The following is a 26,301-nucleotide window of genomic DNA, read 5'->3' as shown; positions in this document are numbered from 1 at the left end:
TGTTTTCAAATAAAACTCAGGTTATTGTAATAAATCTTCAACAGAGAGGTAGCGTTCTCCGGTGTCGTAATTCATGGTTAAAACAGTTTTGCTGTGATCGATATCTTTTAGTTTTTTTCTAACGGCAGCCAAAGACGCTCCAGTAGAAATACCCACGAGGATACCTTCTGTTTTTGCAATCTTTTTAACTTCAGAAAAAGCTTCATCTTTGGTTATTCTAATGGCTCCATCAATTAAGTTTTTTTCAAAAACTTCTGGTATAAATCCAGGGCCAATGCCTTGTAATGGATGGGGTCCAGGTTCGCCACCAGATATTACTGCAGAATCATCAGGTTCAACGGCAAAAACTTTTAAATTTGGAAGTTTATCTTTTAATACTCTGGACATTCCAGTTATATGACCACCCGTACCTACTCCTGTAATTAAATAATCTATACCATCTGGAAAATCATTAGTTATTTCAATTGCGGTAGTTTTTTGGTGAATTTCAGGGTTGGCAGGATTAGTAAATTGAGAGGGCATCCATGCCTTACTATTGTTAGCAACTAATTCATCGGCTTTAGCTAACGTACCCCCTAAACCTTCTTCTTTGGGAGTTAACACAAGTTTAGCTCCATATGCAGCCATTAAAGAACGACGTTCAACAGACATGGATTCTGGCATCACTAAAGTAAGGTTATAGCCTTTGACAGCCGCTACCATGGCTAAACCTATACCTGTGTTTCCAGATGTTGGTTCAATTATTTCGGTATCATCTTTAATGAGTCCCTTTTTTTCGGCATCTTCAATCATAGCAAAAGCTATTCTGTCTTTAATACTGCCTCCTGGATTTGCTTTCTCAAGTTTCATCCATACATTAGCCTCGGGAAATAGCTTTTTTAATCTTACCACGGGGGTGTTTCCTATACTTTCTAGAATGTTATTGAATTTCATAATGTTATTAATTAGTTATTATTGGTTGACTTTTTTTTTGGTAGACGGAAAATATTTTCATTAAAACATTCCCAGTCTTATATAGACTTGATTTAACTAAGTTAGAACTCTTTATAAATCTATTTCGTTTAAGTTTTTATGGCTGTTAATTCAGCGATTTTACAAATAACTTCAGTAGCTTTAATCATGCTTTCGACAGGAACATATTCATAACGGCCATGAAAATTATGACCCCCAGCGAAAATATTAGGACAGGGTAAGCCCATGTAACTTAATTGAGACCCATCAGTACCTCCTCTAATAGCTTTAATTATTGGCTTAACACCTACTTGTATCATAGCTTCTTCAGCAATATCAACGATATGCATGACGGGTTCTATTTTTTCTCGCATATTATAATATTGATCTTTAATTTGGGTAATAATAATTTCACTTCCATACTGAGAATTGAGTTCATTAGTAAGGTTTAGCATGACTTCTTTTCTCGCTTCAAAGTGTTTTTTATCATGATCTCTTATAATGTATTCTAGAGTGGTTTCATCAACAGCTCCCTTGACTGAACATAGATGAAAAAATCCTTGATTGTCTTCTGTGTGTTCTGGAGTTTCCATTTTTGGAAGTGAATTGATAAACTCAGTAGCTATATACATAGAGTTTACCATTTTGCCTTTGGCGTATCCTGGATGTACAATTTTTCCCTTTATTTTCACTATGGCTGCAGCAGCATTAAAGTTTTCGTATTCTAGTTCGCCAATTTGACTACCATCCATTGTATAAGCCCAATCTGCACCAAATTTTTCAACATCAAATTTGTGTGCCCCTCTACCAATTTCTTCATCGGGTGTAAAACCTACCCTAATTTTTCCATGTTTAATATCTGGATTTTGAATTAAATATTCCATGGCAGACATTATTTCACAAATACCAGCTTTATCATCGGCTCCTAAAAGTGTAGTTCCGTCAGTAGTAATGAGTGTTTGTCCTATATATAAGCGTAGATCTTCAAAGTAATCTGGCGAGAGTACAATCTGTTCTTCTTTATTAAGTAAAATATCGCTTCCCAAATAGTTTTTATGTATTTGAGGTTTTACATTTGAGCCAGTAAAATCAGGCGAAGTATCAAAATGAGCAATAAATCCAATTGTTGGTACTTTGTGTTCCACATTTGCTGGTAATGTAGCCATGACATAAGCGTTTTCATCAATACATACATCTTGCATACCAATAGTTTTTAACTCTTCAGCTAATTTGTTGGCCAAATTCCATTGCTTTTTTGTACTTGGGGTAGTGTTAGAGTTAGGATCAGATTCTGTATCTATGGTTACATAACTTATAAACCGTTTGATAATTTGTTCTTTAGAGATCATCTATATTTTGAGTAATATTTAAAGATGCTTGAATGTAAGAAATAGTAGTTCTTAGGAGTCTCTAAGATACAATTTTAAACGTTTTCATTTTATAAATCACATCATTTTTTATTTAGACTATTTCGGAGTACTTTTGTACAAATAAAAGAGATGTATAAATTACTCCTTCGACCCATATTCTTTTTATTCGATCCTGAAAGTATTCATCATTTCACATTTTTTTTAATAAAGTTTACATCTAAAATACCTGGGATTCCTGCAGTATTTAGAGCATTGTATAATGTTCATGATAAGAAACTTGAACGTAATTTGTTTGGATTGAAATTTAAAAATCCTGTAGGTTTGGCAGCTGGATTTGATAAAAACGCCATTTTATACAATGAATTGTCAAACTTTGGATTTGGTTTTATTGAAATTGGCACCGTGACTCCTAAAGGACAACCAGGTAACCCTAAAAAGCGTTTGTTTAGATTAAAAGAAGATAAAGGCATTATTAACCGAATGGGTTTTAATAATGAAGGTATAGAAGCCGTTATAGAACAGTTAAAAAATAATAAAGGTAGGTTGATTATTGGTGGAAATATAGGAAAAAATACTGCTACCAAACCTGAAGATTATACTAAAGATTATTTAGAGTGTTTTAATGCATTGCACCCTTATGTAGATTACTTTGTGCTGAATGTTAGTTGTCCTAATGTAGGTAGTCATGCAAAACTAAACGATAAAGCCTATTTAGAAGAATTGATAAGTGATGTACAAAAGGCTAACGCTAACTTTGAAAAGCCAAAACCAATTCTTTTAAAAATTGCCCCAGATCTAAACGACGGTCAATTAGATGAAATTATAGATTTAGTTAGAGATACCAATCTTGATGGTGTTATTGCAAGTAATACATCAGTTGATAGGGCAGGCTTAAAGGCTTCAAAAGAAAGTTTGGATATCATTGGTAACGGTGGACTTAGTGGACAACCCATTAAAGACAAAAGCACTAGAGTTATTAAATACCTTTCAGAAAAAAGTAATAAAGATTTTCCTATTATTGGAGTGGGGGGAATCCATTCTGCAAATGATGCCTTGGAAAAAATAGAGGCAGGAGCTGATTTAATTCAAATTTACACTGGATTTATTTACGAAGGCCCTAGTTTAATCAAGAGAATCAATAAAACATTGTTAAGGAGTTAGAACAGATACTTCTTTAAGAATAATATCTAAAGTAGCCACTTTACTATCATTAAACGGCATAATGCCTTTTAAACTTGAAATGGAAACATGAGGAGTGATGTCAGAGTTTGGAGCACTATAACAAATTCCGCTATCAGTACCTGCGTCGTAAACAAATAAGTCAATTTGTATAGAATCTTTCCAGTTTGAATCATCAGTATTTCTTAAATGGAATCCATTAATAAACACCATCCAATCTGGGCTGGGAGCTATCATTGACACTAAAGTTAAAAAAGGAAAATCTTGACTAATTTCTAAATCCTTAATCTCTATTACGTTTCCATTAGATAAATATAGACTGCTTCCACTAATATACTGTTCAGAATTTCCGTTTGAAACACTTTCTAACACATCATTTTGAAAATTGGTATTTACACCATCTTCTGCAATATCTTCTATACCTTGACTTGCAATACCTCCTATTTCTAGAAAAGTAGCTTCGCTATTATGATTAACACCAACTAATGGTGACCAATGCGAGTTATTTGGCAAGGGACCGTGATCTGTTTCATTCCAGTAATTGGTAAAAATAATATCATAAGTAGCTACTGTTTTATTTGGTTCAACTATTTGTGAGCCATCATCAGAGTTTGAACAAGTTAATAAAGTGGTAGTTGTAAAAAGGAGTAAAATCTTATTTTTCATATAATAAAAAGTATAAACTCAACGTCGCAAGATAGGTTGTTACCTTACAAAAAATAGTATTATTTTTATCGTTGAAAATAAGTTTAAATGCCTAGAGGTATCAAAATAATTGAGTGTCCACGAGATGCCATGCAGGGCATTAAGCAGTTTATTCCAACATCTCAAAAAGTGCAATATATTCAAGCTTTGTTACGTGTTGGTTTTGATACCATAGACTTTGGAAGCTTTGTATCTCCTAAGGCTATACCACAAATGAAGGATACAGCAGAAGTTTTATCGCGATTAGATTTATCAAAAACTACAAGCAAATTGCTGGCTATTGTAGCAAACCAAAGAGGAGCTCAAGATGCATGTCAACATAAAGAAATAAAATATTTGGGATATCCGTTTTCAATTTCTGAAAACTTCCAAATGCGTAATACTCATAAAACCATTGCACAATCGGTTGATATTTTAAAGGATATTCTAGAATTGGCCAACAAGAATGATAAAGAGTTAGTAGTTTATATATCTATGGGATTTGGTAATCCTTATGGAGACCCATGGAATGTTGATATTGTAGGGGATTGGACTGAACGTTTAAGTAACATGGGCGTCACGATATTATCTCTTAGTGACACTATTGGAAGCTCTACTCCTGAAAGCATTAATTATTTATTTTCAAATTTAATTTCAAAGTATTCTAATATAGAATTTGGTGCCCATTTGCATACCACTCCAAGTTCTTGGTTTGAAAAAGTAGATGCCGCTTTTAATGCGGGTTGTAAACGTTTTGATGGGGCTATTCAAGGTTTTGGAGGTTGCCCAATGGCTAAAGATGAACTTACGGGTAATATGCCAACAGAAAAGTTACTTTCTTATTTTACCTCAAAGCAACTTAATAGTTTAAATGCGCTTAGTTTTGAAAGTGCTTTTAATGAAGCTTCAAAGATTTTTAACAATTATAAATAGAAAAAGGCGCATTATTTTAGCGCCTTTAATGATTTAAATTTATTTGTTGCATTTTAAAAATTAAACTCTAGACCTCCATAAGCCCCAAAAGGATGTCCAGGTCTCAATCCAGCAGGAACTCGAGATGCAGCATATGTTTCGTCTAGTAAGTTGATAATATTTCCAGTAATACTTAAGTTTTCTGTTAAATGGTACTTTCCAGAGAAATCTATAATAAAGTTTGAGAGAACTCCATTTTCGGAGGTAATATCTCCAGTTCCAGCAAGCGTTCTAAATGCACCGTTATAACGACCATTAAGATTTAATACAAAAACTTTATGTTCTAGTGATATTGAGGTATTAAACTGATGTTTAGCAATATAAGGTATTTCATCTCCCATATTCACTTCGCCCCAAAGATCTTCATCACTTCCAAAGCTTGATAAGAATTCTGTATCTGTATAGGTGTAACCAAATGTAACTGGTAAATTAAAATGACTATTTGTAGATAGGAATTCATAATTAAGTAATAATTCTAATCCTCTTACGGCAACTTCTCCTGCATTAAATTGGTCTAAAGTTCCTGTTCCTCCAGAGGCAGCTAAGTCACTTCCTAATAAGTTACTATAATCGTTATAAAACAATACTGCATCACCTCTAAGCCCCTTATAATTGAATCTAGTTCCTAGCTCATAGTTTATACTCTCTTCTGCTTTTTGGTCTGGAGAACTTCCTGGAGGAGAAAAACCTTTGTGAACACCACCATAAATTGATGCTAATGGACTAAAGTTAAAATTAAAACCAATTCCAGGGATAAATATGTCAACATTGTTTTCTCTTGTGCTTAAATCAGAGCCTCTTCTGGATACATCATTTTTTCCAAAATCTTCCCTTTCTAGTGAAATATTCTCATACCTGATACCAGGAGTTAAAGTTAGCTGGTCATATTTAAATTTATATAATACAGAACCTGCAAATGCGTTAGCACTACTAATTCTATTAGCATCATTACCAGGAGTACCAGCAGTTGTAAGATTCATTTCGCCATTTAAAATATTGTATCCATCTACCCATTGAAAGCGATCTTCTTCATCGTAATGATATCTTAGACCAATCTCCAAATCGTGGAAAACATTTTTAGTAACCCAATGCTGATCTATTTTCATTTGAATTCCTTTGGAAATATAACGTCTATTATTAGCTTTTAAAATTATAGCATCATCATCAGAATTTACGCTACCTTTTACAATATCAAAATGATTTGGGTAAGACTCTGGGCTATCAACAATTGATGAAATACCAACCTTTTCTCCGTTAAATATAACATCATTTAATTTGTACCAATTTCTTGAGAATCCGTTGTAATAAGCATCTGTAGTAATCCTAAATTGTTCAGAAAACTCTAGTTCATGACTTACCATAAATTGAATATGATCATTGGTCATTTTATCATCTTGAGAGCTACTATATCTACTAAACGGACTATTTTGAAAATCGTTTTGGGATAAACCAAGATAAGTTTCGTTGGATACCTCGTCTGAATATTGAAACTTAAAGTTTAATTGTTGTTTAGTTTGAGCCTCTGCATTAGAATTCAGTCTAAATTTAGCTACAACATCATTTTTGTCAAAACCAGTATTACTGCCATCAGGTAAATTTTTGAAGCCATCAGAATTAAAGTTTAAAAATTCCAAAGCGTATCCAAAATTACTTTTACTATCTCCCACTTTAGCATGAATTTGCCCAGTATTAAAACTACCATAGCTAGCCTTAATGCCTCCTTTAAAACTATTAGGTATTTGTGTGCTAACTAAATTTATTGCACCTCCAGTAGTAAACGGACCATATTGAATTTGACTACTCCCTTTCAGTATTTCTACGGCTTGCATTCTAGCTACTGAAGGAAAATAATAAGCTGCAGGAGCACTGTAAGGAGCAGGGGCAATTAGTACGCCATCTTCCATAACTGAAATTTTAGCACTACGCTCTGGAGATGTTCCCCTTAAACTAATATTGGGTCTAAGGCCAAATCCATCTTCTTCATAAACGTTAACACCTGGAACTGTTCTTAATATTCGAGTAATATCAGTGTAGTTAAATTTTGCTAACTCTTCTGGTGAGATGTAGAATGATGAACCTGTTCTGTTTTTAGCTTCATATTTATTACCAAAAATAACTTTTGTACTTATAAGTACTTGGTCAAGTTTTTGAATAGAATCATTTGTTGTTACTCTTTTTTGAGCATAAATAGCACTTGTAAAGATTAGTATTATTAAAGGAAGTTTAATTTTCATTTTATTTAGACTTAATTAAAATAATAGTTAATTTATAAGGCAAAAATAGTAAGTATAAACACTTTTACAAAGTTTATTTAGAATAAATAAAAATAAAATTTTTAAGATATTGATTTGTAAATATTTAGAAATACTAGTTAATTTTCAGATATTAATATTAAACTATTGAAAGTCCTTTTAGTCTAAGTCACAACAAACCTATACAGATTAAGATTGAAAGCTCAAGCCCTATTCGTTTTACTATTATTATCTACATCATTATTTGCGCAAAAGTTTACATTAGAAGGTTTTGTTATTGATGATAAGGAGAATAAATTAGAAGCCGCAACCGTATTTCTGCAGAGTGTTCAAGATAGCCTTGTTTTAGCTTATGGTATTACCAATAAGGACGGACAATTTTCTATAAAGGTAAGTACAGAAGAGGCACTAGTAGTAATATTAAATGTGGGATATTTAGGATATAAACCTTATTCAAAAAAAATTGAGGTTCCTAAATCAGATAATTGGAATGTTGGCTTTATAACACTCGATGAACAAATAGAGGAGCTAAATGCGGTATCTGTAATAGCTAGGGCAGCACCCATTGTTATAAAAAAAGACACCATTGAGTATAATGCAGATAGTTTTAAAACTCTTCCGAATGATAGAGCCGAAGACTTACTTAAAAAACTTCCAGGAATAGAAATAGATATTGATGGTAATATTACAGTAAACGGTATAGATGTTGAGGCTGTCAATGTAGATGGTATGCGCTTTTTTGGTGAGAAAAAAGGTGATATAGCATTAAAAAACTTACCTAGTAATGTTATTAGTAAAGTTCAGGTTACCGATTTTAAAACTAATATGCAAAAGTTTACTGGTGAAGAATCAGATTCTGGTACCAAGGAAATAAATTTAAAGATTAAGAAAGGTAAAAACACAGCATTTTTTGGAGATTTAAATGGAGGTTATGGTACAGATGACAAATACCAAGCCAATGCCAACTTGTTTAAGTTAATTGATGGTAAGCAATTGGGTTTGGTTTCAGGCTCTAATAACATCAATATGCGTAGGGGCTTCAATGCACTTCCCAACGCACAATCAAGTGTTGGTTATATAGAATCAGATTTCTTGGGTGCTAATTACACTAAGGGTAGGTGGAATGAAACTAGAGTGAATGGTAATTACCGTTTTAATTCTAGCAATGTAGATAATGCTCAAAAGCGTATTAGACAAAACTTCTTACCCAATTTAAACTATATATCTGAAACAGAGAGTGAGAGCTTTAGGGACACTGATAATCATATTGGTAATTTAGATTTGAAATATATTATAGATTCTAAGAACGAATTTTCAAAAAATAAAGTACAGCTATCTAATGAGTTCGATTTTAACTCAAGTGATACCGATGCCTTTTCAAAATCAACCACAAGTTCAAGGTCTAATGATGGTGATTTAATAAGTGATGTGAACTCTAATAATCAATCTACATCAGGAGATAAAGAGTTTAAAAATCAAATTGGAATTATTTCTAGAACAGGTAAAGGAACTGATTTTTTTACTTTAAATCTAAATACAAATTTTAGCAAGTCTAACACAGAATCCCAAAATTACTCTGAAAATATACTTTATGAAAGAAATAGAACGAGAATTCAAGACCAAATAAGATCAACCGAAAACACGAATACCAATATTAATTTTAATGGTATGTGGTTTAAACAATTGTTTGATAATTTTAGAATAATTCCAAAGTATAATGTTACTATAAATCATAACAACAATGAAAAGTATGTTTTTGATTTTAATGAAGCTGAAGATGATTATACTAACTTTAATGATTTGCAAAGTTTTGATAGTAGATATGTTACAAATACCATTAGACCAGGGTTAAGATTGCGGTATGATTACAATAACTTACGTTTTGAAATTGAAGGTGCTTACACCAACACCTACAGAAAATATACAGACCAATTGATAGAGGCTCGTAATTTTAAAGCCGATTTTGAATATTTTACATATTCTGGTAGAATTCGATATAGAGATAAAAATGGGTATAAAAATGTGAATTTAAATTATAGGCAGAATGTAGATTTACCATCGGCATCACAACTACAACCAGTTGAGGATGTTAGTAATCAAACACATATAAAAATAGGAAATCCGTTTTTAAAACCAGAGGTCAATCATATTTTAGCCTTTGAGTATCAAAACAATTTGGCCTATCATAATATTAACATTACAGGAAATGCAAGAGCACAATTTGTAGAAGATAAAATTGTTAATTCAACAGTTACTGACGAGGATTTAATACGAAATACTACTTATACTAATGTTAATGGTGATTATACTTTAAGTGGTAATACGGCTATATCAAAATCTTATTTTAATAAAAACACCAATTTAAATTTCAATTTAAGGTTTTTTGCATCTTACAGAAATAATATTTCCTTGCAAAATGGCGTAAGATTTGTATCTAAAAATACCACTTTAAGACCCTCTGCGTCATTTCGATATTCCTATGACAGTAAATTAGATTTAAGTGCTACTTACAGTTATTCCATAAATGATAATGTTTTTGATACAGATATGTTTGATGACAACAATTTTTTTGTTCAGAATGTTAATGTAGATGCCACTATTTTCTTTTTAAAAAATGCCTTCTTTGCTAATAAAATATCTTATAGATACAATAGCAGGGTAGGAGACGAATTTGATGGTGATGCTGTTTTTTGGAATGCAGGTTTAGGTGTACAACTATGGGATGATAAAGGCACCTTAACACTGGTTGGCTATGATGTTTTAGGTAAAAATAATGGTTTCAATAGGTCTGTTACTGAAACCTATATTCAAGATGTAGAAAACAGAATTTTGGAGCAGTACTTTATGGTAACTTTTGTTTTTAAATTTGGTAGAATTGCAGGTCAAAATATGAATAAAAGACCGAGGGGAATAGGTCAAGGACAAGGATTTGGAGGCACTAGACGTTCTAGTGGTGGTATGCGTAGAAGATAAAATCTCTTTAAATATACTTAACACTTTTTTGAGGTTTTAATTCATTAATAAATTGTATATTTGCACGCAATTATAACGTAATTGCACATGACTGCACATCAAAACAAAATAGTAGGTGAAGGTCTAACCTACGATGACGTCCTTTTAGTTCCAGCATTTTCAGAAGTACTTCCGCGCGAGGTAAATATACAAGCTAAGTTTACGCGTAATATTACCATCAACGTACCTATTGTTTCGGCAGCAATGGATACCGTTACAGAAAGTAAGATGGCTATTGCTATGGCCCAAGAAGGCGGTATAGGGGTTCTTCATAAAAACATGTCTATTAAAGCGCAGGCAGACAAAGTAAGACGTGTAAAACGAGCTGAAAGCGGGATGATTATAGATCCTGTTACATTACCATTAACAGCTTTAGTTAAAGATGCTAAGCGCGCTATGAAAGAGCATAGCATTGGTGGTATTCCTATTGTTGATGAAGAAGGTATATTGAAAGGTATTGTGACCAACAGGGATTTGCGTTTTGAGCACGATAGTAAAAAACCTATCGTTGAGGTTATGACAAGTGAAAATTTGGTAACAGCAGCGGTTGGCACATCATTAAAAGCTGCTGAAAGCATTCTTCAAAAGCATAAAATTGAAAAATTGCTAATAGTTGATGATAACTATAAATTATCAGGTTTAATCACATTTAGAGATATTACAAAATTAAGTCAGAAACCAATAGCTAATAAAGACCAATATGGGCGTTTACGGGTAGCTGCTGCCTTAGGTGTTACTGGTGACGCTGTTGAACGTGCCGAAGCTTTAGTTAAAGCCGGTGTAGATGCGGTGGTTATTGATACGGCTCACGGACATACAAAAGGTGTGGTAAATGTACTTAAAGAGGTGAAATCGAAATTTCCTAATTTAGATGTGGTTGTTGGAAATATTGCAACTGGTGCGGCAGCAAAGTATTTGGTAGAAGCTGGAGCGGATGCGGTTAAGGTTGGTATTGGACCCGGTTCCATTTGTACCACACGGGTTGTAGCTGGTGTTGGGTTCCCTCAATTTTCGGCGGTTTTAGAAGTAGCAGCAGCTATTAAAGGTACTGGTGTGCCTGTAATTGCAGATGGAGGTATACGTTATACGGGAGATATTCCAAAAGCTATTGCGGCTGGTGCAGATACAGTTATGTTAGGATCATTATTGGCAGGAACCAAAGAATCGCCAGGTGAGACTATTATTTATGAAGGAAGAAAGTTTAAATCTTACCGCGGTATGGGTTCTGTGGAAGCTATGAAGCATGGTAGTAAAGATCGTTATTTCCAAGATGTTGAAGATGATATTAAAAAATTAGTACCAGAAGGTATTGTGGGTAGGGTGCCTTATAAAGGGGAATTAAATGAAAGTATTCATCAATTTGTTGGGGGCTTACGCGCTGGTATGGGTTATTGTGGTGCTAAAGATATCGAAACATTAAAAGAATCTGGCCAGTTTGTTAAAATAACGGCTAGTGGTATCAATGAAAGTCATCCTCATGATGTAACTATCACAAAAGAGTCGCCTAATTATTCAAGGTAGAATTTAGATAGATAAAAACAAAAAAGCTGCAATTTAATTGCAGCTTTTTTGTTTTTATTATTGCATAAATATGATTATCCTTCTTCTATAGCAGGCTTTCCAATATTATCAATTTCATCCATCTCTGGTGCCTTAGGGTCTGGTCCATATTTGTTAGGTCCTACATTACCATTTTGCGCCATAAATATTAATATAATCAACCCTCCAATATAGGGTATGAATGAAATAAGGAAAAACCATCCACTTTTTCCAGTATCGTGTAATCGCCTTACGCAAACAGCTATATAAGGGATGATGGTTGCTAAACCATAGATAATTAAAGGAATCATAACTGTTAAAGACTCAGAGCTACCAGATAAAAAACCAGAAACAAATGCCAGAATAAATACAATTAATATGTGAAATAGGTAAAACATCCAGAATTCTTTTCTTCTTGCTCTACCGTTAAAGTTAGCGTAGTTGTCTTTAATTACTTTTAAATACCAATTCATATTGCGTTAGTGTTAATAGTTAGAATTTTATTGTAAAGTAAATATCTATTTTAAAATTGAATTAACAAAATTAGGAATGGTTTCAATACCTTCATTGGTAACATGTTTTACAAAAGCACTACCAATAATGGCGCCCTTTGCATAAGTGGTAGCAGCCTTAAAAGTTCTGTTATTACTAATTCCGAAACCGACTATTTGTGGATTTTTCAAATTTAAATTATCAATACGTTTAAAATATTCGGTTTGCTCATTGCCAAATCCTGATTTTGCACCGGTTGTACTCGCGCTACTTACCATATAAATGAAGCCATCTGAGACAGAATCAATAAACCTTATCCGCTCATCACTAGTTTGAGGTGTAATAAGAAACACATTTATAAGTCCGTAGCTATCAAAAATAGCTTTATATTCTTCGTGATATACATCAACTGGTAAATCTGGGATGATCAAGCCGTCAATTCCAATTTCTTGACATTTTTTACAGAAATCTTCAACGCCATATTGCAGCATTGGATTAAAATACCCCATGATGATTAAAGGAATATTAACAGATTTCCTGATATTTTTTAACTGATTAAAAAGAACTTCAGTAGTCATACCATTTTTAAGGGCTTGTGTTGAACTGTCTTGAATGGTTGGCCCATCGGCTAAAGGGTCACTAAACGGTAAGCCAATTTCTATCATGTCTACGCCACTTTTTTCTAAATCATGAATGATTTTAGTGGTATCATCTAAATTTGGATACCCAGCAGTGAAATATATAGAAAGCAGTTTTTTGTCTTCTTCTAGTTTTGTTTGTATACGATTCATTTTTGTTTTGTTTTCGTCATTGCGAGGAACGGAGTGAAGAAGCAATCTGTTCATGAGATTTCTTCGCTTCGTTCAGAATGACGCTATATTTTAAAGTAATCAATATAATTTTGTAAGTCTTTATCACCTCGTCCTGATAAACTCATAACCACTATATCCTCTTGTTTAAAGGTTTTATGCTTGAAAATAGCTAAGGCATGGGAGGTCTCAATAGCAGGAATGATGCCTTCTAATTTTGAAAGTTCTAACCCAGCTTCCATGGCATCACTATCGGTAATAGACATAAATTCTGCACGCCCCGTTTTCGATAAATGTGCATGCATTGGTCCAACTCCTGGATAATCCAATCCAGCCGAAATTGAATAGGGTTCCGTAATTTGACCATCGTCTGTTTGCATTAATAAGGTTTTACATCCGTGAATGATACCTTCTTTGCCTAATACAGACGTGGCGGCGCTTTCACCTGAGTCAACTCCAAGACCAGCTGCTTCAACAGCAATAATTTTTACATTTTCTTCATGCAGAAAATGATAATAGGTACCAGCTGCATTACTGCCACCACCAATACATGCAGCCACATAATCTGGGTTTTCTCTACCTTCCTGTTCTTTTAATTGCCATTTTATTTCTTCTGAAATTACCGATTGAAATCTAGTAACCATATCTGGATAGGGATGTGGTCCTATGGCAGATCCAATTATGTAGTGCGTATTTACCGGATTGTTAATCCAATCGCGAATAGCTTCATTGGTAGCATCTTTTAAAGTGCGACTTCCCGATAAAGCAGGAATAACTTTAGCGCCCAACATTTTCATTCTAGCTACATTTGGTGCTTGTCGTGCAATGTCAATTTCACCCATATATACAATACATTCTAGCCCCATTAAAGCACAAACGGTAGCTGTAGCAACCCCATGTTGCCCTGCTCCTGTTTCAGCTATAATTCTGTTTTTTCCTAAACGTTTCGCCATCAAAATTTGTCCAATGGTATTATTGATTTTATGAGCACCAGTATGGTTTAAATCCTCACGTTTAAGATATATTTTAGTATTGTAATTTTCCGATAGTCGTTTTGCAAAATATAAAGGGGAAGGCCTACCAACATAGTCTTTTAAAAGTTGATCAAACTCCTTTTTAAAGTCAGGATCTCCCATGATCTTTAGGTAATTTTGCCTCAATTCCTCTACATTAGGATATAACATTTCAGGGATAAATGCCCCTCCAAAATTACCGTAATACCCTCTTTCGTCTACGTTATATTCTTGCATTTTTTTGTTATTGCTCAGTTTGTTTATAAATTCTCTTAAAACACCTATATTTTTAAGACCAGGTTCTAATTCAAATTTACTATTTACATCTAAGGCGTAGCAATATTTAGAAGCATCACTTTCCTTGAATTTCCTTATATCTTCTACTTCATCTATGCCTATGCCACCACTTAAAAAGAATAGTTTTGTTGATGGGTAATCGTTTAAAAGGCTCCAATCAAACGTATAGCCATTACCACCAGGAAGCTTACCTTTGGTATCAAAGAGATAGTAGTCGCAAACAGCCTCGTACTCATCCAAAATCTTAAAATTGAAACCATCCATTACTGAAAACACTTTAATAACTTCCACGGGTTTTTTAAGTAGTGTTGTGGTTCTAAGCATGTTACAGTAGAAAGGTGCTTCCTCGCCATGCAGTTGAACAGCTTGCAAGTCAAATTCGTTTATTTTTTGAATGACTTTATTTAAATCCTCATTTACAAAAACCCCTGTTTTTTTAATATCACTAGAAAGTTTTGGAATTTTAGTGTTAAAGTGCCTAGGTGTTTTTTCATAAAATATAAAACCAAGATAATCTGGTTGAATTGCAGCAACTTGCTCAATATTATCTTGATATTTCATTCCACATACCTTTAGTTTCATCGGTATCAATTTTATTATTTTTTTATGTCAGATGTAATTCGCCATTAAATACTCTGGTGTTTATTACCTTTTAGTTTGATGGCTCATTTCATAGCTCTAGTTCTTTTATAAATTCTGTAGCACTGGCCCCAGGATTATCTGTCTTCATAAAGTTTTCTCCAATTAAAAAACCTTTATATCCATAAGGTTGTAATTCTTTAATGGCGTTTACATTACTAATACCACTTTCAGATACTTTAACGAAATCATTAGGAATGATACTGCTTAATGATTTACTGGTTTCTAAACTAACTTCAAAAGTCTTAAGGTTTCTATTGTTAACACCTAGCATATCTAAACTGGGCATAATAGATTTATGCAATTCTTCTTCGTTATGAACCTCTAAAAGCACATTAAGATTTAAACTTTTTGCAATTTCAGATAATTGTTTGATTTCTTCTCTGGTTAGAATAGCAGCAATTAGTAAAATAACATCAGCTCCATAAGCTCTTGCTTCAAGAATTTGATACTCATCAATTATGAACTCTTTTCTCAATAATGGTAAATTACAACTAGCACGAGCGGTTAATAAATCATCTAAAGAGCCTCCAAAATATTTTCCATCTGTTAAAACGGACATTCCACATACACCAGCATTTTCATAACCCGAAGCAACATCTTGGGTATTTAGACTGTTGTTGATTATAGATTTTGAAGGGGAACGTCTTTTATGTTCTGCAATAATTCCAGATTTACTAATTTTTAATCTTTCTGCTAGAGACACTGTTTCTCTTGAAAATAAAACGGATTGCTCGAGTTGGGAAACGGGTATTAACCCTTTTCTTAAATCAACCTCCTTACGTTTATCAAGTACTATTTTATCTAAAATATTCATTTACTCAATTCAATTAAAGTGTCTAAACTTTGTTTTGCTTTACCAGACAATAAAGACTCTTTAGCCATTTCAAATCCTTCTTTATGTGATATTTGCTCAGATGTAGCAATAGCTAAACCAGCATTGGCACAAACAACATTATTTTGGGCTTCGGTTCCTTTTCCACTAATTATATCTACAAATATTTTAGCTGCATCCTCAATGGTATCACCACCATAAATGGCTTCTTGCTTGATTTTATTAAGCCCTAAATTTTCAGGTGAGAAAATTGTTTCTGAGTGATTAGAAACAATTTTAGCCTTTCCTGTTAATGAAATTTCATCGTAGCCATCTAAAGCATAAACAATACTGTAATTTTTATCTGTATTTTGATATAGAAAGTTATATAAACGTAATACTTCTAAATTAAAAACTCCTAATGATTGGCTTTTTGGAAATGAAGGGTTTACCATAGGTCCTAGCATGTTGAAAAAAGTCTTAACGCCTAATTCCCTTCTAATAGGTGCAACGTTTTTCATTGCGGGGTGAAAAAGCGGAGCATGTAAAATACAGATTCCCGCTTTATCTAAGCAACGTCTCAAGAAGTCTTCGTTGTTTGAAAACTTAACCCCTAATTTTTCCATAACATTAGATGAACCCGATGTTGAAGAGACCCCATAATTTCCATGTTTTGAAACATTAACTCCAGCCCCGGCAGTTATGAAAGATGATAAAGTAGATATGTTAAAAGTATTTTTTCCATCACCACCAGTTCCAACAATATCAATAGCATTAAAGTCTTTTAAATCAACCGCTACACACAATTCTAAAAGGGCATCTCTAAAACCCTGAAGTTCTTCAATGGTTATACTGCGCATCATATAAACTGAAAGGAAACATGCAATTTGGCTTGGGTTACACATATCGTTAGATATGTTGAAAATAACCTGTTTAGCCTCCTCTGTAGAGATGGTCTCATGGTTTATCAATCTATTGAGTATATCTTTCATTGTTGTCATTCCTGCGAAGGCAGGAATCTATTTTAAATTACACTTTTTTATTTCCCATTCATTTTTTGTTTGTCCAAAAAACGAATCAAAAAAGGACATCCAAGTCAAGGAATTTTTTATCCCGAAAATCGGGATAAAAACCGATTATAAAACTCCGCGTCTAACTTTGTTCTCCTGATTTCGGAGCTTTTCTTCATCTATTCTTAGCCTTGGCTATCAATTCTGCGAATTGAATTGGGACTTGACTTTCTTTATATTTATTTTTCATTCAACTATTTATATTTTCTTCAGCTAACTATTTACCCAATTTTCTAATATTTTCTTTCCTTGTGGTGTTAAAACAGACTCAGGGTGATATTGAACACCTTTTACATCATATAATTTGTGTCTTAAAGACATCACTTGTCCGTTGTGATCAAAAGATGTAGCTTCTAGACTTTCTGGTAAATCAGCATTAACAACCCAAGAGTGATATCGACCAACTTCAATTTCTTTATCTAGATCTTTAAAAATTGGTTCATCATCTACACTAATTTCAATTTTCGTGGCAACACCATGATAGACTTCATCAAGATTTACTAAAGAGCCACCAAATACTTCACCAATAGCCTGTTGACCTAAACAAACACCTAAGATACTTTTAGTTGGTGCGTATTTTTCAATAATAGCTTTTAATAAACCAGCTTCATCAGGTATACCTGGTCCGGGTGATAATACTATTTTATTAAAAGGTTCTACGTCTTCCAATTCTAATTTATCATTTCTGTAAACCGTAACATCACAATTCAAATCTTCTAAATAATGAACTAAATTATAGGTAAAACTATCATAGTTATCAATTACTAAAACTTTTTTCATAACTAAATATCTTCTGCTAATTGAATAGCTTTGTTTAACGCTCCTAATTTATTGTACACTTCTTGTTTTTCACTTTCAGGATTTGATTTTGATACTAATCCTGCTCCAGCTTGCCAGTTGAGTTTATAATCTTTACTTAAAAATGTTCTAATCATAATAGCGTGATTGAAGTTTCCATCAAAATCCATAAAACCTATAGCACCTCCATAAAAACCTCTACTTGTTTTTTCATATTGCTCAATAAGTTGCATAGCTCTGTGTTTGGGAGCACCACTCAATGTTCCTGCAGGAAAAGTATCTGCAACCACCTGCATAGTTGAGGTGGTGTCATGCTTTTGTCCAGTCACCTTACTGACCAAATGAATAACATGCGAAAAGAACTGAACTTCTCTGTAGGTTTCCACTTTTACATGGCTACCATGACGACTTAAGTCATTTCTTGCTAAATCAACAAGCATAACGTGTTCTGCATTTTCTTTTTCGTCTTTAACCAATTCATCAGCTAAAATAGCATCCTTTTCATCATCCCCTGTTCTTTTAAAGGTACCTGCAATAGGGTGAATTTCTGCTAAACCATTACTAACGATTAACTGTGCCTCTGGTGAACTGCCCATGATTTTAAAATCACCATAATCAAAATAGAACAGGTAAGGAGATGGATTGATGCTTCTTAAAGCACGGTAAACATTAAAGTCATCACCAGTAAATTCTTGAGAAAAACTTCTAGATAATACCAATTGAAAAACATCGCCTCTGGCACAATGTTTTTTTGCATAATCTACATGTTGCAGAAATTCATCATCTGTTAGGTTAGATTTAATTTTTCCTTTAGAGCTAAAACTGAAAGAAGCAAAGTTTTGTACATTGATTAATGTCTCAATTTCATCAATATTACTATCAACACTTTCAAAACAATGAGCAAATATGTAAGCCTCATTTTTAAAATGATTAATAGCAATTATGTTTTGATAAACGGCATAATAAACATCAGGTATTTCAACTGAGCCTGCCTTTTTGCCTATTTCTATATCCTCAAAATAACGAACCGCATCATAAGCTGTATAGCCAAAAATTCCGTTGTTAATAAACTTAAATTTTTCTTCTGATGATACTTCAAATTGCTTTGTAAACTTGTAAATTTCATCAACAACATCAACATTGTTAGTTATGTTTAATGTTGTTGAAGAGCTATCAGGAAATGTTTTTTCAATAACCTCATTTTCTATTTTAATAGATGCAATTGGGTTAAAACAGATGTAAGAAAAGTTCTTATGATTTCTATGATAATCACCACTTTCTAGTAAAATACTATTTGGGTATTTATCTCTAATCTTATAATATACCGTAACAGGGGTTATGGTATCTGTTAGAATACGTTTATAATGGGTAAAAAGGTTGATTTTTTTCATTGTTAACATAAAAAAGGCTTGTCGTGAATGACAAGCCTTTTTGATATTTTAAGTTTTAAATATACTAGGATTTTACTTCACGAATTTTAGTTTCGAAAGCACCACCACCAAGTATGATTTAAAATGTTGTTCATTGATTTTTTATTTCTAATGGGTCAAATATAGAAATGAAAAAATAATTATACAACAGTTTGAATTATAAATTAAAAAAAACTGCCATATTTTATATGGCAGTCTTGTACGATTATTAGTTTAAAGAGAATTATTTGTTTGCTATTAACCTAATCTTGTCTAATAATCTAATCATATTATAAGCCTCATCTTTAGTTAGTGAACTTATAATGTCTTTTTCGGTGCTATCAATCAATTTACTTATTTCTTCTAAAAACAATAACCCTTCATTGGTTATTGAAATATCAATCTTTCTTCTGTTATCCTTATTAATTTTCTTTTCAACATATCCTTTTTTAGCGAGCTTATCAACTAACCTTGTGGTATTACTCATTTTTGCAATCATTCTTTCTTGTACAGTTGAAAGTGTGACAGGATTTTGGTTTTGGCCTCTTAATATTCTAAGAACATTAAACTGTTGTAAAGAAACCCCATATGGCTTAAGAACGTCATTTAGCTTGCTATTTACTAGACAAGTCGTATGAATAATGCTTATTACAACTTCTTTAGATATTGGAAGATTGGCATTTATTTTAAGAATCTTTTTAATCCCCATACCATTGTTGTATATACAAATATATAAAAATTATCTAATGTTTAAAAAATTGTTAAATAAAAGATTATATATTGTCAATTAGTTAAATTTATGAAGCAAATAATATTGAATTATAAACTTGATGAAATCATCAGTTATTAGAATTGTACTTTTAGTAGTAACTTTTTTGGTTTTTAGCTGTTTTAACAAAAAGAATGCAAAAGTTTTAGATAATGCTGAACAGAAGACTGAACTAGAAATTTACGATTTTGAGCGTTTAGAACCAATTTTATATAAAGAAGATAATACTATTTATGTGATTAACTTTTGGGCTACATGGTGTGCTCCTTGTGTTAAAGAGTTGCCTTATTTTGAAGATTTATATGCCAACTATAAAGATAAAAATGTTGAAGTTATTCTGGTGAGTTTAGATTTTCCGCATCAATATGAATCTAAACTCAAGCCGTTTATTAAAGAGCGAGATCTGAAATCTAAAATTGTGGTTTTAGATGATGTAGATTCCAATAGTTGGATTCCAAAAGTAAATAAAGATTGGTCTGGTTCAATACCAGCAACCATTATATATAAAGATAACAAACGACAGTTTTATGAGCAATCATTTACGTATAATGAGTTAGAGGAAGTATTAAAGGAATTTTTAAATTAAAATAAAAATGAGCAAAACAATTAAGTTAATCGCTGTAGCGTGCTTGGTGCTACTTATTGGAGCATTTACCATTCCTGAAAACAATTTGGGAGAGGGTTATAAAATTGGTGATATAGCCGAAGATTTTTCACTTGAAAATGTTGATGGCAAAATGGTGTCTTTGTCTGATTATAATGACGCTAAAGGGTTCATTGTTACGTTTACCTGTAATACATGTCCCTATGCAGTCATGTATGAAGATAGGATTATTGCATTAGACAAAAAGTATGCACCCAAAGGTTATCCAGTAATTGCCATTATGCCCAATAACACATCTGTAAAACCTGGAGATAGTATGGATGCTATGAAAGAAAGAGCAAAAAGTAAAGGCTTTACTTTTCCTTATTTAATTGATGCTAAACAAGAAGTTTTTCCGAAGTTTGGAGCAACAAAAACACCGCATATTTTTGTGCTAGACAAAACAGAAAGTGGTTTAGTTGTTCAATATATTGGAGCTATTGATGATAATTATAAAGATGTCTCTGCAGTAAATACAAAGTATGTTGAAAACGCGGTAGATGCTTTAATTGAAGGAAACGAGGTGCCACAAAAAGAGACTAAAGCTATTGGATGTACCATAAAAATTTAATAGATAGTTCAAGTAAATTTATTAAATCTGAATTGTAATGCTTCAGATTTTTTTCGTCTGTAAATTATTTAAGCACTAACTTTGCATTTATAATTAATTCAATTTTTTAAATGGAAGATTTAACACAAGAAGAGTGGGCAGAACAATTGGCTACTGATGATAATGCGGTTATCTTAGATGTAAGAACAGAAGCCGAAGTTGCAGATGGCATAATTCCAAATGCTATTCATATAGATTTTTACCTAGGTGAAGAATTTCTAGATAAAGTTGACGAGCTTGATAAGAGTAAAAATTATTATGTGTATTGTCGCTCAGGTAACAGAAGCCATAAAGCTTGCCTAATTATGGAAGAGTTAGGGTTTGATAACGCTTATAATCTTGAAGGAGGTATGTTAAATTGGACAGGTGATGTAGTCGATATGTATTAAAATTATGAAACATTTTTTAATTTTTGGTTTTTTAGTTTTTACAACTTTTATAGCATGTAATAGTACGGCACAAAATAAAGCACTCATTTCTGCTGATAAGATGAAAACGATGCTTCTTAAAGATAAAACCATTCAATTAATTGATGTTAGAACGCCAAAAGAGTTTGAAGAGGGACATATTAAAAATGCAAACAATATAGATTTTTACTCAGAGACATTTAAAGAAGAAATTACAAAACTAGACCCAAATAAAACACTCTTATTGTATTGCAGAAGTGGGGGAAGAAGTGGTAAAACTAGTAAAATACTTCAAGAATTAGGTTTTAAAAAAGTGTATGATCTTGAAGGTGGTATTTTAAAATGGAAGGAAAAAGGTTTTAAACTTGTTAAATAAAGAAAGCTCTCAATTTTGAGAGCTTTTTTTATGATTTTATTCAAATAATGGACTAGTTGCTTCATTTTTAGTATTGTTTAAAAATTTATATATTTGATTGACTCCAAATAATTGAGCCTTCATCTCAAGTGGTATTCAAGAAACATGGAGAAGGTAAGTGGTAATATTTTTTAGATCTACCCCAACTTTTTTATAATATATGAGATGAAATATCAACCTTCTGTACTTACAAGAGTGGAAATTAGAAGGATTGTATGAAGACATAAAGGATATTTAACCGCTCGTCGATGATTATTTCAGTTTTTTATCCTTTGTCTTGTTTTTGAGTTATTTAACTTAGAATTTTTAAAAGTAATTGTCTTTTCTTTAAGTTTACACTAACTAAACTATTAATATTAAAACTTTTGAATTATGAATATGATGAATGGTTGGCTTATTTTGAGTATAGTTGCATTGCTTTTTTTAAGTATGTATATATATGCTTATATTTTTGTGTATTTTGAAAAAATCAAAAACAAAAAGCTTAAAAAACTAGAAGAAAAAAGAGCAGAAATTGAACGTCAGGAAAAGGTTAAGAAGGAAGAACTTAGAGCTGCAAAATTTGATAAGCTAAAAAAGCGAAGTAAAGAAATAAAAGAGCAACTTAAATGGCTAGAAAAAATGAATAAAACCATAGCTAAAGAGCACAATGTTTAATTAACATGTTTTTTATTTTAAAACTTCACTTTTACATTTGTGAATTTTACACCTCCTTTGTCATTAGCTTTTTTATGATCTAAAGCTAGTTTAATGCCTTTAAAATCTTGGTAGTTTTCAAAAGTATTAATTAAAGAGGGTTCAGGTTTGTTACCTTTTCTAAACACCCACTCTTTTATAATTAGGTCTTTGTCAAAATATATATCGTAAGCATCTCCAGGTGTATAACCGCCTTCTGGTGGATAGGTAATAGTAATTTTGTTCATGATGTTTTTGCTAATTGGAGCTAATTTTTGCATTGGTTTTGAGATAGAAGCTGAAGCGTCCCAAACCAATTGAAAAGGAATTAACAACCAAAATTTATCATTAATAAATGCACGGTCTGCTTTTAAATAAGTACTGTCTATAAATTTTCTGTTATAAACTATAGTGTCGGTGTCTGTAGTGAGTCTTACGTTATCGGTTTTTGGATTCCAATTCCAAAGTCGATTTTTTCCAAATTTAAATTGAATTTCTTTAACCTTATCCCAATTTTCAAAGCCATGGGCGTTAGCTATTTGTTCGGCAATCGTTAATTCTAACGTTTCTTTAGTTTTTGCATCTCCTTGTTTGCAAGAGCAACAAAGCACTAAGAAACATAAAGCGAATACTGATTTTTTCATGAACTGAAGTTTTAACAAAGATAATTAACTTAGTTATATAAAAACTAAGGATAATTCATATCCACCATTTTTGAAATAATTAAGCAAAGCTTTAGCGTATTCTATTTAGTAGTTAGTATGTATATTAATGAGAGCACATCACTTTAATGTGTTTCTTTTAAATATTTCTCAGGAAATTTAGACTTGAATTTATTCAACCTCGGAATGGAAATACGTTGAATATATGGATGATTGGGGTGTAGTCTTTCATAGTTTTGGTGATAATCTTCAGCAATCCAGAACTTTTGAAAAGGATATACCTCGGCTGCAATTTTTGCTTTTAACTGTTTAGCTAAAGCTGCTTTTTTTTCTAAAATGATTTGCTTTTGCTCGTCGTTTTGATAAAAAATTATGGAACGGTATTGTGAGCCGTGATCTGGACCTTGACCATTAACCTGTGTTGGGTTTTGCGAGGCAAAATATACATCAACCAAGATTTCAAAGTTTACAACTTTTGGGTCATAAATAACTTCAACTGCTTCGGCATGACCTGTGCGTCCCGTGTTACTGGCTTCATAGGTTGGGTTTTGGGTATATCCACCAGAATATCCATTAATAACCTCGTCTACACCTTTAATGCTTTCATAGATAGCTTCAACACACCAAAAACAACCGCTTGCAAAATAGGCTTTAGCTTTTCCATTCTCTATAGGGACTTCAATAGCTTTAGCATTTTTGATACTTTCTTTTTGTTGTTTTGATTGTGCTGAGTTCTGACAACTGAACAATAAAGTGATAAATAAAAGAGTAAAGATATTTTTCATAGAGTTTTATTATTGAGACGTATAAAAATATAAAACCTTAACTTTTTAAAATAAAAAAAGCCTTTACATTCTTAAAGTAAAGGCTTTCTATATATTTACCTAAAATAGAACTATAGTTTAGCAAACAATTTTTCCATTTTTTCTTTTTGTTCTTCGGCAAGAACAGCGTCTACTAAAATTCTTCCACTGTGCTCATCTGTTATTACTTTTTTACGGGATGCAATTTCAACTTGTACTTGTGGTGGGATGGTGAAAAAAGAACCTCCAGAAGCTCCTCTTTCAATAGGAACAACCGCTAAACCATTTTTAACACTACTTCTAATTCTAGTATAAGCAGCTACTAAACGGTCTTCTATTTGATCTTTGTATGCCTCAGATTTCTCAATAAGTGCTTGCTCTTCTTTTTCTGTTTCAGCTAAAATAGCATCTAACTCACCCTTTTTATGTTTCAAATGAGTTTCACGTTCTTTTAAACGTTCTTTAGTTTCAGAAATAACTTCTTTTTTCTGTTCAATTTGAGCCTTAAACTCTTTTATGTGTTTTTCAGCTAGCTCAATCTCTAACTCTTGAAACTCAATTTCTTTTGATAAAGAATTGTATTCTCTGTTATTTCTAACATTTTTTTGTTGTTCGTTGTACTTCTTTATTAAAGCTTTAGACTCTTCAATAAGATTTTTCTTAGCATTAATATCGTTATCTATTACCTCTAAACTTGCAACAAGTTTTTCTAGTCTGATGTTTAACCCAGCTACTTCATCTTCTAAATCTCGAACTTCTAAAGGAAGTTCACCTCTTACATTTCTAATCTCGTCTATACGAGAATCTATAAGTTGTAAATCGTATAAAGCTCTTAAGCGCTCTTCTACAGTTACTTCTTTCTTTTTAGCCATACTTTAAAAATACTTAACGGGATTGGTATTGGTGTTTGATAAAACGACTGCAAAATTAGTAATTTTTTTTGTAAGATACGTCACTAAAAGATTTTTTGTGAATTGTTCACTTTCGTAATGTCCAATATCTGCTAAAAATATGGTATTTTCTGCCATAAAAAAGTCGTGATACTTTAAGTCTGCGGTTACATATGCATCTGCACCAGCAGTTTTTGCTGCGTTTATAGCAAAACTCCCTGAACCACCTAACACAGCTACTTTTTTAATAGATTTATTTAAAAACGATGAGTGTCTGATGCACCCTGTTTTCATCCGTGACTTTAAATAAGCTAAGAAGTCTCCTTCATTCATAGGGTCTTTAAATTCTCCAATCATTCCCATACCAATATTTTGGTTCTTATTTTCTATAGTAACCACTTCGTAGGCAACTTCTTCATAACTATGTGTATCAATCAGTGTTTTTATGATATCAGACTCTAAATGTTTTGAAAAAATAACAGACACTTGTATTTCTGTCTCATGATGAGTTTTACCCTTTTCACCCAGTGTAGGGTTAGAATTCTCATTTCCTTGATAGGTTCCAATTCCATCAACATTAAAACTGCAATTACTATAATTTCCTATGTTGCCTGCACCTGCATTAAATAAAGCAGTTCGTAAATGTTCTGCTTCATTTTGTGGAACATATGTTGTTAATTTTTTTATGGTTTCAGATTGCGGAATTAAAATTTTTCTGTTCACCAAACCAAGTTGTTTACATATCATATCATTAACCCCTTGTAAAGCATTGTCTAAGGCAGTATGAATTGCATAAATAGCAATCTTGTTCTTAATAGCTTTGAGAACCACTCGCTCAACGTAGGTCTTACCCGTTATTTTTTTTAGTCCTTTAAAGATAATAGGATGGAAACTTACTATCAGGTTGCAGTTTTGTGAAATAGCCTCATCTACTACACTTTCTAGCGTATCTAAAGTAACTAAAACTCCGGTTAGCTTTTGATTTTTATCACCTACCAAAAGTCCAACGTTATCAAAATCTTCGGCGTAAGCTAATGGGGCTAATTCCTCTAAATGATTAATGACATCTTGAATAATCATAATATTTACTGGATTTGATTATTAAACAAATATAAAATATTTACTTT

25 protein-coding genes and 1 pseudogene are annotated in these 26,301 nt (G+C 32.4%); 9 read left to right on the top strand and 17 right to left on the bottom strand.

The window, feature by feature from the left end:
• Positions 1-21 precede the first annotated feature (21 nt).
• On the bottom strand, positions 22-933 hold the full coding sequence (gene cysK / locus DFQ02_RS08385) for a cysteine synthase A (protein WP_116523979.1): 912 nt from the start codon (positions 931-933) through the stop codon (positions 22-24).
• Positions 934-1,061: 128 nt separating this feature from the next.
• The gene (gene pepT / locus DFQ02_RS08380) at positions 1,062-2,300 is read right to left on the bottom strand and encodes a peptidase T (protein WP_116523978.1); all 1,239 of its coding nucleotides are present in this window, start codon (positions 2,298-2,300) and stop codon (positions 1,062-1,064) included.
• A gap of 150 nt (positions 2,301-2,450) precedes the next feature.
• Here pepT and DFQ02_RS08375 point away from each other — a divergent pair, with 150 nt between their 5' ends.
• Positions 2,451-3,482: a quinone-dependent dihydroorotate dehydrogenase gene (locus DFQ02_RS08375; protein ID WP_116523977.1), complete on the top strand. Its 1,032-nt coding sequence runs from the start codon at positions 2,451-2,453 to the stop codon at positions 3,480-3,482.
• Here the strand turns inward: DFQ02_RS08375 and DFQ02_RS08370 are convergent.
• Positions 3,471-4,166: a spondin domain-containing protein gene (locus DFQ02_RS08370; RefSeq protein WP_116523976.1), complete on the bottom strand. Its 696-nt coding sequence runs from the start codon at positions 4,164-4,166 to the stop codon at positions 3,471-3,473. The genes DFQ02_RS08375 and DFQ02_RS08370 overlap by 12 nt on opposite strands.
• Positions 4,167-4,253: 87 nt before the next feature.
• Between DFQ02_RS08370 and DFQ02_RS08365 the strand changes: the two genes are divergently transcribed.
• Positions 4,254-5,117 (top strand): hydroxymethylglutaryl-CoA lyase, encoded by an 864-nt coding sequence (locus DFQ02_RS08365; protein ID WP_116523975.1) that lies wholly within the window; start codon positions 4,254-4,256, stop codon positions 5,115-5,117.
• Positions 5,118-5,170: 53 nt separating this feature from the next.
• Here DFQ02_RS08365 and DFQ02_RS08360 read toward each other — a convergent pair whose 3' ends face one another.
• The gene (locus DFQ02_RS08360; protein WP_116523974.1) at positions 5,171-7,390 is read right to left on the bottom strand and encodes a TonB-dependent receptor family protein; all 2,220 of its coding nucleotides are present in this window, start codon (positions 7,388-7,390) and stop codon (positions 5,171-5,173) included.
• Between the two features lie 213 nt (positions 7,391-7,603).
• Here DFQ02_RS08360 and DFQ02_RS08355 point away from each other — a divergent pair, with 213 nt between their 5' ends.
• On the top strand, positions 7,604-10,381 hold the full coding sequence (locus tag DFQ02_RS08355; RefSeq protein ID WP_116523973.1) for an outer membrane beta-barrel protein: 2,778 nt from the start codon (positions 7,604-7,606) through the stop codon (positions 10,379-10,381).
• Between the two features lie 87 nt (positions 10,382-10,468).
• The gene (gene guaB / locus DFQ02_RS08350; protein WP_116523972.1) at positions 10,469-11,941 is read left to right on the top strand and encodes an IMP dehydrogenase; all 1,473 of its coding nucleotides are present in this window, start codon (positions 10,469-10,471) and stop codon (positions 11,939-11,941) included.
• 74 nt (positions 11,942-12,015) lie between these two features.
• Here the strand turns inward: guaB and DFQ02_RS08345 are convergent, their stop codons facing one another.
• The 9 genes and pseudogenes from DFQ02_RS08345 to DFQ02_RS08310 form a co-directional block, all read right to left on the bottom strand.
• On the bottom strand, positions 12,016-12,432 hold the full coding sequence (locus tag DFQ02_RS08345; RefSeq protein ID WP_116523971.1) for a DUF805 domain-containing protein: 417 nt from the start codon (positions 12,430-12,432) through the stop codon (positions 12,016-12,018).
• A gap of 45 nt (positions 12,433-12,477) precedes the next feature.
• Positions 12,478-13,242 (bottom strand): tryptophan synthase subunit alpha, encoded by a 765-nt coding sequence (gene trpA / locus DFQ02_RS08340; RefSeq protein ID WP_116523970.1) that lies wholly within the window; start codon positions 13,240-13,242, stop codon positions 12,478-12,480.
• 83 nt (positions 13,243-13,325) lie between these two features.
• Positions 13,326-14,510: a tryptophan synthase subunit beta gene (gene trpB, locus DFQ02_RS15420; protein WP_317124697.1), complete on the bottom strand. Its 1,185-nt coding sequence runs from the start codon at positions 14,508-14,510 to the stop codon at positions 13,326-13,328.
• A 33-nt stretch (positions 14,511-14,543) separates the two neighbouring features.
• Positions 14,544-15,131 (bottom strand): annotated as a pseudogene (locus DFQ02_RS15415) (phosphoribosylanthranilate isomerase); the annotation flags it as partial.
• A gap of 109 nt (positions 15,132-15,240) precedes the next feature.
• Positions 15,241-16,026, bottom strand: coding sequence for an indole-3-glycerol phosphate synthase TrpC (gene trpC / locus DFQ02_RS08330; protein ID WP_116523968.1), 786 nt, complete (start codon positions 16,024-16,026; stop codon positions 15,241-15,243).
• Positions 16,023-17,015: an anthranilate phosphoribosyltransferase gene (gene trpD / locus DFQ02_RS08325; protein ID WP_116523967.1), complete on the bottom strand. Its 993-nt coding sequence runs from the start codon at positions 17,013-17,015 to the stop codon at positions 16,023-16,025. The genes trpC and trpD overlap by 4 nt, the downstream gene beginning before the upstream one ends.
• Positions 17,016-17,306: 291 nt before the next feature.
• Positions 17,307-17,873: an anthranilate synthase component II gene (locus DFQ02_RS08320; protein WP_116523966.1), complete on the bottom strand. Its 567-nt coding sequence runs from the start codon at positions 17,871-17,873 to the stop codon at positions 17,307-17,309.
• A gap of 2 nt (positions 17,874-17,875) precedes the next feature.
• Positions 17,876-19,282 carry an anthranilate synthase component I family protein gene (locus tag DFQ02_RS08315; RefSeq protein ID WP_116523965.1) on the bottom strand — a complete coding sequence of 469 codons (1,407 nt, stop codon included), beginning with the start codon at positions 19,280-19,282 and terminating at the stop codon, positions 17,876-17,878.
• 262 nt (positions 19,283-19,544) lie between these two features.
• On the bottom strand, positions 19,545-20,009 hold the full coding sequence (locus tag DFQ02_RS08310; protein WP_116523964.1) for a MarR family winged helix-turn-helix transcriptional regulator: 465 nt from the start codon (positions 20,007-20,009) through the stop codon (positions 19,545-19,547).
• Between the two features lie 121 nt (positions 20,010-20,130).
• On the opposite strand from DFQ02_RS08310, the gene DFQ02_RS08305 reads away from it, so the two are divergent.
• The 5 genes from DFQ02_RS08305 (at position 20,131) to DFQ02_RS08285 (ending at position 22,801) form a co-directional block, all read left to right on the top strand.
• Positions 20,131-20,655, top strand: coding sequence for a TlpA family protein disulfide reductase (locus DFQ02_RS08305; protein WP_116523963.1), 525 nt, complete (start codon positions 20,131-20,133; stop codon positions 20,653-20,655).
• 7 nt (positions 20,656-20,662) lie between these two features.
• Complete coding sequence (locus DFQ02_RS08300; protein WP_116523962.1) at positions 20,663-21,283, top strand: thioredoxin family protein; 621 nt, start codon at positions 20,663-20,665, stop codon at positions 21,281-21,283.
• A 110-nt stretch (positions 21,284-21,393) separates the two neighbouring features.
• Positions 21,394-21,711 (top strand): rhodanese-like domain-containing protein, encoded by a 318-nt coding sequence (locus tag DFQ02_RS08295; RefSeq protein ID WP_116523961.1) that lies wholly within the window; start codon positions 21,394-21,396, stop codon positions 21,709-21,711.
• Between the two features lie 4 nt (positions 21,712-21,715).
• On the top strand, positions 21,716-22,105 hold the full coding sequence (locus DFQ02_RS08290; RefSeq protein ID WP_116523960.1) for a rhodanese-like domain-containing protein: 390 nt from the start codon (positions 21,716-21,718) through the stop codon (positions 22,103-22,105).
• 411 nt (positions 22,106-22,516) lie between these two features.
• A complete protein-coding gene (locus DFQ02_RS08285) occupies positions 22,517-22,801 on the top strand; it encodes a hypothetical protein (protein ID WP_116523959.1) in 285 nt (94 codons plus the stop codon).
• A gap of 17 nt (positions 22,802-22,818) precedes the next feature.
• Here DFQ02_RS08285 and DFQ02_RS08280 read toward each other — a convergent pair whose 3' ends face one another.
• The 4 genes from DFQ02_RS08280 to DFQ02_RS08265 all read right to left on the bottom strand — a co-directional run bounded on the left by DFQ02_RS08280 (position 22,819) and on the right by DFQ02_RS08265 (position 26,254).
• The gene (locus DFQ02_RS08280) at positions 22,819-23,463 is read right to left on the bottom strand and encodes a hypothetical protein (protein WP_116523958.1); all 645 of its coding nucleotides are present in this window, start codon (positions 23,461-23,463) and stop codon (positions 22,819-22,821) included.
• Between the two features lie 143 nt (positions 23,464-23,606).
• Entirely contained in the window at positions 23,607-24,266 is a 660-nt protein-coding gene (msrA, locus tag DFQ02_RS08275) for a peptide-methionine (S)-S-oxide reductase MsrA (protein ID WP_116523957.1), read from the bottom strand.
• Between the two features lie 110 nt (positions 24,267-24,376).
• Positions 24,377-25,156: a zinc ribbon domain-containing protein gene (locus tag DFQ02_RS08270; protein WP_116523956.1), complete on the bottom strand. Its 780-nt coding sequence runs from the start codon at positions 25,154-25,156 to the stop codon at positions 24,377-24,379.
• A 3-nt stretch (positions 25,157-25,159) separates the two neighbouring features.
• Entirely contained in the window at positions 25,160-26,254 is a 1,095-nt protein-coding gene (locus tag DFQ02_RS08265) for a Nif3-like dinuclear metal center hexameric protein (protein WP_116523955.1), read from the bottom strand.
• Positions 26,255-26,301 lie beyond the last annotated feature (47 nt).

It is taken from the genome of Seonamhaeicola aphaedonensis, assembly GCF_003386195.1.
Taxonomy (GTDB): Bacteria; Bacteroidota; Bacteroidia; order Flavobacteriales; family Flavobacteriaceae; genus Seonamhaeicola; species Seonamhaeicola aphaedonensis.
This window is presented reverse-complemented; position numbering and strand designations above follow the sequence as displayed.